Genomic DNA, 11,743 nt, shown 5'->3' with positions numbered 1-11,743 from the left:
GTTGTTTTTAGTATTATTAAATCACGAGTATCAAGGTATTTTTGTGCTGATGAGCGCAATTTCATCTTACAAAGCAAGATAGTATTAAGATTGTGAATAGCCGCATTATTTGGGCGAGGTAATTTTCCAATATCCTGTTTGTTTAACCAAAGGACGTTACTATGAAACAAAAGCTGTCACAAGATCTTGAGCAATTAGATAACGCTATTAGAAAAGCATTTCCCGCTGACGAGTGTACGGTTTCAAATTTAAGGCAAGTGGCCGATGAAATAGAATTAGCGCTAAAAACGGGGAAAACACCGCAGCAGCAAGTTGCTGAGCAGTTAGAGCAAGAAATGCTTAACTTCGAACAAGCTCACCCTCAATTAAGCTCAGCAATTAGAAATCTAATCAATACCTTAAGTGGTATGGGAATATAGTTGAGTAAATTGGTCTAAGTGGTTTTTTAGCATGCCTAGGGTAGTAGCATTTGAGCATTCTAAGCTCAAGATGCTACAACTAGGCTCGGGGCTTAGGTGCAGGCAAAAGTAATCTTGGCTTCTATTCTTACGAGCAATACCATTGGCGGAATAGCCAATCGGCTCAAACAACCAATCATCAATCAAATAGTCTTGATTTAACTGCTCTAATGCCAATAGTTGGCGCAAGCGGGGTTTATCTAAGTTTTGATTAGATAAGCGCCATTGCCATTGTTTAGGTAAGGGACTGAGTTGCCAATGTAAAGCATTCGGGGAGGCAGGCGCTAAATCATGCAGATAATGGACGCTGTTTGTTGAGACTTTAAGCTTGTTAAAGATACTTCGTAACCTAGCTGCATCCTCGCTAAACTGGCTTAGTTGTAATTCTGGGTTTTGTTCGCTTTGGCGTTGAAAGCTAAGCTCACGTACAGATTGTGGCGTAAAATGCTCAATCAATGCCATGGCGGTATTGATTAGAGGGCATAAGCCGCAGGTAATTAGAATGAGATGATGTTTAAAAACCAATAAGCTTGATTCTGATAACAAATAGGCATGAATCTGCTGATTGCATACGCTTGATAAAATCGTCGCTGAACAAAAGTTTAACTGTTGTTGCCAGAAGCTACTCGGGAATTGAAGGAGATCTACGCTAGTATCGAATTGAATTTTTAGCCGCTTTTCTGCAGCTTCAAAGGGGGGCATAAGTTCCATTCTAGGGTGTTTTTTGAAAAAAACCTGAGCCGAGCATAATGTTGGACATCACTATACTTGTTTAACTCGGTTTTTTACATGGTAATCGGCGTTTAAATTCCATTAAATCTGATACTCAAAATTAAACTCGGGGGCATTTATACCTAATCAACTTGAAACATGCAGCTTCAAATTGATTGGGTATGATTATCAGATTTTGAGCCATCAAAACAGAACCTTGCCACGACACCATCCTAAGTTTATTCATCTGAGATGCTTTGGCGTCTGACGTGTATGGCTGAAAATATTTTTTCGGCATCCAGTGCTCTGGCGTAGCGCATCAGGTCTTTTTCGTTGTCGAGAATGTAGTCCGTGAGCAACTCTTGGGCGTGGGCGAGTAGCTCATCACCTTGCCAAGGTTTAGCGATGTAAAAGTCCAAGCCGCCGCGATTGAGGGCATCAACGGTGTCTTCCAGTCCGGCTTGACCCGTTAGTAAGACTTTTTTAGCCTTTTTGTAATCAGGTTGCTGTTGTAACTCTATCAAAAAATCGACCCCTTTAGTGCCGGGCATTAAGTGGTCGCATAAAATTAAGGCTAAGTGTTGCTGATTTTGTTGCGCATCAATGAGATATTCTCTGGCCTCATCCACACTTTGTGCACCCTCTAAGTCAAATAACGGGCTCAGTTCATCAAGGTCGGCTAATACGCTGTCTAGTACTTCTCTTTCGTCATCGACACATAAAATTATGTATTTGTTCATTATGACTCCTGTTGATTCTCAGCTCTCGCCCTTTGTTTGATAATAGGATTTATCACCGGGAGGTAAACATCGAAGCGGGTAAAATGTTGATTTTCGTCCGTGCTACTGAATACTTTTATTTCACCGTGGTGGCGTTTAACTATTTGTTGGCAGACGGTTAAACCTATACCTAAACCAAAGTTGCCTTCTCGTTTTGTGGTGTAGTTCAATTCAAAAATTGCGGCGCGCTTATTCTCAGCAATGCCGGGGCCATTGTCTTCAACGCTAATACAGACAAAATCGCGTTGATAGCGATTTAGGCTCGAAGTTGATATTTGGATGCAGCCTGTGCCTTGAGTGGCATCAATCGCATTGGCGATAAGGTTCGTCCAAATTTGTTGCAATTCGATAGGGTGACATTGCACTAATGGAATATCCTGATAGGATTTGATCACCTCATAGGCTTTGAGTTTGTTTTCAAAGATAACCAAGGTTTCTTCTAGCCCTTCATGAATATCGGCGAAAACGGCTTGCTCTACGTCTTGTCCTGCATAGTGTTTTAACCCTTTAACTAAATCCGCTATGCGTTTGGCGCAAACATCAATGCTACGTAAAAAATTACCAACCAGATAGTAGTTATCCAGTAGCTTAATATTTTGTTCAATTTCTTGTTGGCTACAGTTGGCAAAATGGTGTTGAAATTGAATTGGGCTGTCGAGCTCCATTTGCACCGCTTTTTTGGCCAACGCATTATTGCCAAATAGAGGGATGGCTGCCTTGGTTCGTTGGCGTATCACGGCTGTTGAAAGTGGCGTGATTTGCATGGCATTACTTAAGGTGCTCGCACCAAGCTGGCGAGTTGCGATATCAAGATCTTGATCTAATAAAAAAGGCACCTTGGTTTTTAAGGTGTCGGTGCCGCGTAAAATGGCCGCCACCGGATTATTTAATTCATGAGCCACGCCTGCAACGAGTTGCCCTAATACCGCCATTTTTTCTGTTTCAACCAGCTGAGCGTGAGCTGCGTCGAGTGATTGCAAGGTGGATTGCAATTTTAGCTTGGTAACAATACTGCCTTGCAGACGTCGGTTAAAGTTACGCAGCAATAAGTGGGTGAAGGGGCCAAGTAATTCACTGTTTGATTTCATCAAGGTGGCAAACTGGCTTTTTTCTAACTTGATCACTTCGGTATCGGTTAAGGTAATGCTGGTGGTAAATGCTGGTTCACCCGTAATGAAAGACATTCCGCCCACCATCGAGCCTGAACGCATTACGGTTACCTCTTGCTCAGGCCCGTGTGGGGTGGATTTTTTGAGTAGCACTTCACCTTTGGCAATAAACCACAGGGCCGTATTGTGTTCGCCTTCACGAGTCAGTAAATGGTTTTTGTGATAGCTACGACAGACGTGTTGCTCATCGTTTTCTTTAAATACCCGATAGAGGGTATTGATCACTAAATCGGATAGCTCTGCATCTGAGTACAAACCATAATCTAAAAATTGGGTTTGATTCGCGGCTAGGGTTGGTTTAATCGGTAGCGGCCCAAATACAGCTTCATAATCATGCGTTAGCATTTGTCGCTGGGTGAGAAATTGACACAGCAGCTGGTGTATTTTTTGTTGTAGAGCCTCTGGGCTCTCTGGGGGGATGACAAAATCAACCCGAGCTTGATTGATTAAATCAACCAGTAAGCTGGCATCCGCAGGTGGGAAAACCACTATCGCCGTGTCGAGATTATGCTGAGCATGATGGCTCAACAATGCTAACGTGTTGGTGTTTAACTCTGCGATGATCAACGCAATGGATGAGCTTGCCATTTCAGTTTGCTGCCACTGCTCAACATCGCGAAATAATCGTAAATTAAAGTGCGAAGTTAATGAGCCTAAGCTGCTCTGAAGACTAAGCAGTCGCTCTGCATTGCTGTGCAAACATACTAGCTCAAAACGCGTCATAGTCATCTTCTAAACCAAATAATGTTTATTATATAAACAGTTAATAAAGTTTTACTTGAGCTAGGTGGGGATTTACGCATATTTATGCGAGCGTTTGCCCCCTCCATTTCCCTCGACTTAGATTATAAATAACAGGGTTAGGTACATTAAGGTTAATCCAGTGCCCCCAACGATGATGCCGGTTTTTAATAGATCTTTGGTGGCAATAAAGCCGGTTGAGTAGGCAAGCGCATTAGGCGGTGTGCTAACCGGAAGTACCATACCGAGTGAGGCGGAGAAGGCGACTACCACTAGAATGGGGATCAACCCTAGCTCCGATTGCCCAGCTACTTCACCGCTACTCATGGTGGTGGCGACGGCTGCTGCAATCGGCATAATTAAGTTAGCTGTCGCGGTATTAGACATAAAATTAGCCATTGCATAACAGGTTAATGACAAGCTAATGATCACCAGCCATACTCCCATATCAGCAAAATTAAGGCTGTTTGCGAGCTTTACCGCCAGTCCGCTTTTATCCAATGCCATGCCCATGGCGATACCACCGGCAACTAACCACAATACATCCCAGTTAATGAGCTTTAAATCTTGCTTGGTGATCACTCCAGTTAGCGTAAAAACAGCCAGCGGAATGATGGCAACTACATAGGAGTTCATGCCGTGAAGTTGGGTGGTTAGCCACATGATAATGGTGGCTACAAAGGTAATATATACCACCCAAGCTTTAGGGGAGTGTAAGAATTGACCGGCTAATTTTAACTCCATGTGCTTGTTCTTGGATGGGTACAAATAACGCAATAAAAACCAAGCGATGGCCAACTGTACACAGACAAAAGGCAATCCCACCATCATCCACTGGGCAAAGCTAACCGCGCCTTCGGGGAGGTATTGTAGGGCGATGGCGTTGGGCGGAGTGCCAATTGGTGTGGCGATACCGCCCGTATTGGCCGCAATCGGAATGGCAAGCACCAAGCCTTTGGCCCCTAAGTCGTTTTCGGGGGCGCAAGCGATGATGGGCCCTAAGATAGCTAGCATCATTACCGTGGTGGCGGTATTACTCATAAACATGGAAAACACCGCGGTTATCAGCATCAACCCGAGCATGACATATTGAACTTGATTGCCAAACGGTTTGAGTAATACGCGTGCAAGATTAATATCAAGGTCGTATTTAGATGCGGCTATGGCCAAAGCAAAACCGCCCATAAATAAAATGATGATGGGTGAAGCAAAGCTAGCAAAGATATCTTGATAGGGCAGTAAAGTGCCAAGAGGTGTTTCGCTTTGTTGGCTGACAAACATTTGCAAGCCTTGATCGGAAAGCATCACGACTTCTAACGTGATAATGAGTAACGATGTAGCAAATACGGGCACAGGCTCAAACACCCAAAGCAATGCCGCCAACAGAAAAATGGCGATAATTCGGTGTTGTACCAAGGTCAGTTCAGGCAAAGGAATTAACTGACTGGGTAATGCCAAAACAGCGAGAGGAATAGCAAAGCAGATCAGTAGGGGAAACCACTTTTTTAGTTTCATTTTAGCCGCCGTCGATGGTTAAACTCACTCAACTCTACCAATTAATAGGTAGTGCTTGCTTTGCTTTAGGCCACAGTTTTTACCACTTGTTATCGTCTTGCATGATTGATTTTACTCGCCCGTTTGATGTTTATATCAAGCTGCGGATTATTAATGATGATATTGGCTTCGTTAAAGGCTTTGTCGATGGCACAGTACACCTCATGCTTGATGGGCATTAAGTTGTCACTGTCATTGACAAAAACACGACACTCAAACTGCTTAATACCATTACTGTAACCGATAAAGTAAGCCTGAGGAGGCGGTGTATCTAACACCAGTGAACAACTGCCCATGGCCTTATACAGGGTATTGGTTACCGTAGCGGGATCTGCATCGAGGGTGACGCCTACGTTAATAATTACCCGCACGATAGGGTCTGATAATTCCCAGTTAATAAATTGCTCGGTTATAAATGCCTTGTTTGGCACGATGATTTCTTTGCGGTCAAAGTCAACTAAGGTGGTGGCACGGGTTTTGATTTTACTGACCGTGCCGGTTAAGTCGCGAATAGTGACGGTGTCGCCGATGCGTATGGGCTTTTCGAACAAGATCATCAAACCCGATACAATATTGGCAAAGATTTCTTGTAAACCAAAACCTAAGCCAACGGTTAATGCCGCTGCTAGCCACTGCGTTTTTGACCAATCAATGCCTAAGAATGAACAACCAACCGTGATCCCGATGATAATAACCATGTATTGCGCGATGGTGGTAATGGCAAATCCCGTGCCGGGCGCAAAGTCGATGTGTTGCAGGATCAGAAGTTCCAGTGCCCCTGATAAATTTTTAACCACGACAAACATAGTCCAAAGGCTAAAAATGGCAAAGATGAGATCTTGCAGGGTGACGGGGTCGATAATGTCTTTACCGTTGAGACTGGAGGACGAATTCCAGATGGTCACACTGTCTAGAAAAGAAAAAGCAGAATAGACTTGAGCCCAAAGATAAATCATCAACAAGGCGTAGGATAAATACAATAAGGTACGCAATAAGCCAAGGGATTGAGCACTGATGGTATCTAAATCTATTTCCGGCTCTTCAATGTTATCAAATTGTTCGATACGCGTTTCAGGCTCTTCTTCTTTCTCACGCTGCGCCAGTATTTCAGCTCGTTTCGCTTTGGCTCGGTCAAAGGCTAAGCGACGTTTTTGGATGAACATCCAACGATGAATGAGGAAATAAGTAAGCACAAACACCAGTAAGATAAATATAGATACTTGAAACTGGTTAAGCAGTGCATTCGCCGTATAAAAATAACCAGACAGCGCCATAATACAATTGAGTAGATTAACCACGACCAGTGAAGGCATTACAATGTGGTGCAATATGTGTGGATTTTTACGCTTTGTAAGATGGTAAGTTAAAGGCAGCTTGGCCTTATATACCCGCCAATAAAAGGTCGCTAATGCAAGGTTAAGTAAAATAAAAGCACACAAACCTAGGCTATTATAAACCGGCTCGCCTTCGTAGTGACTAGCAAATGAGTAGACACCTAGGCTGGGCAGTGCAATCAGCATCATTGCGCGAAACTCGCGATATTGCTGGGCAACCATCTCTGCTTGCCATTTAAAGTGAGCAATAAACAAGCCGTTGGGTCTAGACAAGTTTTTCACGATCAAAAACAGCCACAAGGCAACAGAAACTGAAATTAATGCAGCGCCGACATTTTGCGCAAAGGGGTATTTCCAACTGGTGACGAGAAGATGCGCCAGACTAAACACAAGAGCAGGAATAGGTAGTGCGAGCAATATAGAGACTAAAAGTGTATTAAAGGTATAACTGATTTTGTCTTGGGTTACTTTCCCAACGCGCTCTGCCGTGTCCTTTAAATAATGACGGAAATTGCGATTAGAAAACACCCAGCAATAAATCAAAACAATTAAGCCAATAGCGTAACCTATTGCGTTTTCTTGTAATTTGTCGCGAATGGCCAAAGGGATTTGTCGGGTATTATTTGGGCTAAACAGCCAGGAGACCGATTTTAAGGTATCGGAAAAAATAGCTGTATTAATCGCTTTAGTGTTGGGGATCCAAAATAGATATTGACCGGCAATGCCTTGAATTTGATCTATTTTCGAGGTCATCTGGCTATAGCTGACTTTGAGCTTAGCTTGCTCGTAGATATAGTTCTCAGACAAAGTGATTAATTGAGTGAGCAGTTGTTTACGGGTCTCTAAGAGAGCTCTGATTTCGCGTTGTTCTTGCTCTGAAAATGCTAGTTTGGCTGCTTTAATATAGCTTTTTTGCGCAACGGACAAGTTATCTAATGCCTCAAGCGCTTGTTGGTAGTCGTATTTTGCTAATCGAGTCGAGACGATGTTTTGTTCGGTTGCTTCTAATGGGGGCGCTTTTGGCAGCTGTTTAAGGCGCGTTCTTAAGTGTTCACCAAAGGCGTTGGAGACTTTTAACCACTCTACTTGTTCCCTGATGTTATCCACGGCCGTATTGATTTCATTCATTTGCTGATCAACCGTTGATTGGATATCGATAGAATCATCGAGTTGCTTAGCCAACTTGTTTAGGTCTTCACTATAGATTTGATTTTCTTTGAGAAGTTGAGTCAGCAGTGGTGAGCTAGATAGGGAGTGCTCGGCTAACTCTTCACCTTTAGCGATGGCTGTTTCTGCCGCTTGTTTTAAGCGGGAGTTTATGGCTTGCTGAAGGTGGTAAATAAAGCTCTGTAAGTTGCTGATTTTTTTATCGAGTAATTCAATATTTAAGCGGTAGAGCTCGTTACGATTACCTGCGCTAATTTGCTCTAGCTCTAACGCTAGAATATGGTTGGAGAGGGATGATTCATTGACTTGAGTTAGCACTAGTTTGGCTTGTGACACCTTATCACTGTCACTGTCAAACGACTGGATGTCGAGCTTATGTTGCAGCGATACAAGCTCATCCCTAAGCTTTTCAATTGTTTGTTGAAAACCAGAAACCTGCTTTTCAATATCATTGATTAATCTCTTTTTATCTTCCCTGGTTTGCTGCATAGCAACCAGTTGCGAGGTACGAAGTGCTAACTCTTCCTCTAACACCTTTTTTGACCAATCACTAATGTCTGGAAAAGGGGGGGATTGATACTGTCCTATTTGCTGTTGTAGTTGCGAAGACTGGTAGGGAAAATCATCCATCAACTCTTGGTAGCGTTTTGCTTGCTCACCGTAGAGTTTGGACTCCTTTAGATAAGCAATCGTTTTTTCATAGGTTTCTATCAGGGTGAGATTGCTGCTCGATTCTGGCTCGGCTTTCAATAAAGATATTTTATTCTCAAGTTGGGCTATGTCATTGGTTGCCGCGAGTAAAGTGCCGCTGAGGGAAAAATAAATGCATAGGGATAAGATAAGAATTTTCAAGATGGTGCCCTCTGAGTACTTAGCTTATTGATATTAGCATAGCTAACTCGCTATTTTATTGTTGTTTTTCTGCTTTTGTAAGTCTCATAACAGGCTCCGCTTAGGATCAGCACGCCACCGAAAATGGTTTGCCAACTCGGCCATTGGACTAACACGATAATAGCAAGGAGAGTGCCGTAAAATGGCTGTAGACAGGAGATTAAGGCAACACTTGAGGCGCTGAGTGAACGTAGTGAGTTAACCAGCAGGGCGTGAGGAAGCGCAGTAAACAAGGTGCCCAATAATAACAATAAAGCCAAGTTATCATTACTTGGTAGCTGCCAAGGGGTTGAATCCGATAATAATGATACTAAGGGTAACAGTAACAAGGTACCGACTAAGGTTTGATAACACATGGTCTTGGTCGCACTGTATTGGCTAAATTTGTATTTATATAGCAGGTTACGTGCGGCAAATAACACGGCAGAGAAGACCCCCAGCAAGATCCCTGCGCCAGCTTCACCCAAGGGTTCAGACATAGGTAGCATGATAACTATGCCTAAAAGCACCACTAAGGCGCATAACAGATCCCGTATTTTGGGTAATTGGCGCAGGATCAAAGGCTCTATCAGCACAGTGATCACGGGATAGGTATAAAGTGCAATCATACCCGCCGCGACACTTGACCATTGCATGGCATAAAAATAAGTGACCCAATGGGTGCTGACTAAAAAGCCTAAGCTAATGGCAATTAAATAGTCGATGCCATTGTGTAAACGAAAGGACTGGCGAGTGATGACTAAAATCAGGCTCAGCAAAGCAAAAGCCACAACGCAACGATAAAAAGTGATATCAAGTGCAGGCAGCGACACCAGCTGAGAAAATAAGCCGGTGCCAGCTAACAGCGCTACCGCAATGTGAACCGAGAGTAAGCCATTAGCGGGCACGCGTTATCCTTTTGTTTTTATGAAAGCTTAGGTTTATTGGTAAGTTGCAAACACTTCACCAAGACGAGTGGGTGCGCCTGGCGTTAAGGTCTCAGCAAATTCTAAGGTGTCCTTTGGAAACAGCGCAACGATAGTACTACCGAGTTTGAAGCGGCCCATCTCTTGGCCTTTTTCTAAGTAGATATCTTGGTTGCTGTAATCCCACACTTGCACTTGTTTGCCATTAGCCGGAGCAACGGTGCCCGCCCAAACGGTTTCAATGCTGGCGACTATGGTTGCTCCCACTAATACCATGGCCATTGGGCCTTTTTCGGTCGAGAAAATCGCGACTACGCGTTCATTACGTGCAAACAGGTTTGGGATATTTTCGGCGGTCAGGGGATTGACCGAGAATAAATCCCCCGGTACGAACAGCATTTTCTCTAGTTTGCCCGCAACAGGCATGTGGATGCGATGATAGTCTTTAGGCGCAAGATAGATGTTTGCAAAGCTGCCTTCATCAAAAGGAGCGACATCAAGATCAAAGCCGCCTAGTAATTCACGTGCACTAAAGTCGTGTCCTTTAGCTTGAAAAATTCGTCCTTGGGTGATTTGACCTACTTGGCTTACCTTGCCATCAACGGGCATCGCCAGTTGATTTTCCTCAGCTAAAATAGGGCGCGCTCCTTCACACAGCTCGCGGGTGAAAAAGTCGTTGAAGGTTTTATAGTGTTTAGGATCGCTATAGCGAGCCTCAGCCATGTTAACTTGGTACTTTCTGATAAAGGTCTCAATCAAAAAGGTCGTCAAACCGCCAGCTTCGGCACTGGCTAGTTTGCCAAGAAGACGAGAAATCAAGTGCTTAGGTAGTAGGTATTGCCCTAAAATTTTTAATTGATCTAACACGAAATTATCCTAAATAAATACTAACGGGCGCGGCAATGCCTGCGGCCGAAATGTCCTAAATTAACGTTTATGCTCGGGGATCACCCGGCTCGGTTTGTTTTCTGCCATGGCATCGGTTATGCGCAAGTAGCTTTGGTATCTTAATGGGTGGATCTTACCATTTTCTACCGCTTCAACAATGGCGCAGCCTGGGTCTGATTTGTGTTTACAGTCACGAAACTTACATAAGCCATTTAGCGCACGCAATTCAACAAAACCATCAAAAATTTGTTCGGGCTCGAGATGCCATAAGGCAAATTCTCGGATCCCCGGGCTATCTATCAGATCACCGCCATGGGGAAAATGATACAACCTCGCCGTTGTGGTGGTGTGCTGACCTAAACCTGAGTTTTCGGAGACATCACCTGTGAGCGCATCAACTTCAGGCATCAAGGCGTTCACTAAAGACGATTTACCCACGCCCGATTGGCCCACGAAGATGGATGTTTTGTTTTTTAACAAGTCTTGAATGGCTGCTAGGCCTTTACCGTCTTGCGCTGAGCTGAGAAAAACTTGGTAACCTAAATCACGATAGATTTGTAAGCTAGCATCAAGTTCAGTGAAGGCGTCTTGCTCAAGTAAGTCAACTTTGTTCAGTAAGATAACGGGGTCGATGCCGGTTTCTTCACAAGCAACTAGATATCGGTCAATGATATTGCTCGAAAATTCGGGCAGTACCGCAGAAACGATAATGATTTGATCTATATTGGCGGCAATGGCCTTGATGCCATCATACATGTCTGGTCGTGTCAGTACGGTTTGACGAGGGTGCACGGCTTCAATGATGCCTTGGTCACCAACCGTACTGGGGCGCCATACCACTTTATCGCCTGCAACCAGAGACTTTATAGCGCGTCTTAAATTACAACGCTGAATTTGTCCGTGCTCATCTTCAATATCTGCGTGCTGACCAAAGCGGCTGACAACCACACCTTGAATCGGTTGGCCAAACAAGGATTCGTCCAACTGCTCGGTTGCGGTGGTTTCTAATCGCTTGGCTTGGTTTGCTCTGACTCGCCGGCTTTGGTTATTGCTTAAGCGCTTTTTTTTGGCCACATGATACCTTTGCTTTGTCTCAAATATTAAACAGCGTATGATACAGCTATTATGATTAAATTACTGCAAATA

The 11,743-nt window shown here is 43.9% G+C and carries 9 protein-coding genes; 1 reads left to right on the top strand and 8 read right to left on the bottom strand.

What is annotated here, in order from left to right; genetic code table 11:
• Positions 1-161 precede the first annotated feature (161 nt).
• Positions 162-419, top strand: a complete 258-nt coding sequence (locus ACK8OT_RS10045) for a DUF4404 family protein (RefSeq protein WP_410196377.1) — start codon at positions 162-164, stop codon at positions 417-419.
• Here ACK8OT_RS10045 and ACK8OT_RS10040 read toward each other — a convergent pair.
• The 8 genes from ACK8OT_RS10040 to rsgA all read right to left on the bottom strand — a co-directional run bounded on the left by ACK8OT_RS10040 (position 399) and on the right by rsgA (position 11,671).
• Positions 399-1,160 (bottom strand): hypothetical protein, encoded by a 762-nt coding sequence (locus tag ACK8OT_RS10040; RefSeq protein WP_410196376.1) that lies wholly within the window; start codon positions 1,158-1,160, stop codon positions 399-401. The two genes, ACK8OT_RS10045 and ACK8OT_RS10040, sit on opposite strands and share 21 nt — an antisense overlap.
• A 248-nt stretch (positions 1,161-1,408) precedes the next feature.
• The gene (locus tag ACK8OT_RS10035; RefSeq protein ID WP_410196375.1) at positions 1,409-1,909 is read right to left on the bottom strand and encodes a response regulator; all 501 of its coding nucleotides are present in this window, start codon (positions 1,907-1,909) and stop codon (positions 1,409-1,411) included.
• Positions 1,909-3,840: an ATP-binding protein gene (locus ACK8OT_RS10030; RefSeq protein ID WP_410196374.1), complete on the bottom strand. Its 1,932-nt coding sequence runs from the start codon at positions 3,838-3,840 to the stop codon at positions 1,909-1,911. Before ACK8OT_RS10030 ends, ACK8OT_RS10035 begins: the two co-directional genes overlap by 1 nt.
• Before the next feature lie 117 nt (positions 3,841-3,957).
• A complete protein-coding gene (locus tag ACK8OT_RS10025; protein WP_410196373.1) occupies positions 3,958-5,373 on the bottom strand; it encodes an SLC13 family permease in 1,416 nt (471 codons plus the stop codon).
• Positions 5,374-5,462: 89 nt separating this feature from the next.
• Positions 5,463-8,765 (bottom strand): miniconductance mechanosensitive channel MscM, encoded by a 3,303-nt coding sequence (mscM, locus tag ACK8OT_RS10020; protein WP_410196372.1) that lies wholly within the window; start codon positions 8,763-8,765, stop codon positions 5,463-5,465.
• A gap of 50 nt (positions 8,766-8,815) precedes the next feature.
• A complete protein-coding gene (locus ACK8OT_RS10015) occupies positions 8,816-9,691 on the bottom strand; it encodes a DMT family transporter (protein WP_410196371.1) in 876 nt (291 codons plus the stop codon).
• 33 nt (positions 9,692-9,724) lie between these two features.
• Positions 9,725-10,576: an archaetidylserine decarboxylase gene (gene asd, locus ACK8OT_RS10010; RefSeq protein ID WP_410196370.1), complete on the bottom strand. Its 852-nt coding sequence runs from the start codon at positions 10,574-10,576 to the stop codon at positions 9,725-9,727.
• Between the two features lie 60 nt (positions 10,577-10,636).
• Positions 10,637-11,671 carry a small ribosomal subunit biogenesis GTPase RsgA gene (gene rsgA / locus ACK8OT_RS10005; protein WP_410196369.1) on the bottom strand — a complete coding sequence of 345 codons (1,035 nt, stop codon included), beginning with the start codon at positions 11,669-11,671 and terminating at the stop codon, positions 10,637-10,639.
• Positions 11,672-11,743 lie beyond the last annotated feature (72 nt).

Origin of the sequence: Motilimonas thetidivivens (assembly GCF_046452435.1) — a bacterium.
Taxonomy (GTDB): Bacteria; Pseudomonadota; Gammaproteobacteria; order Enterobacterales; family CBDFNC01; genus Motilimonas.
This window is presented reverse-complemented; position numbering and strand designations above follow the sequence as displayed.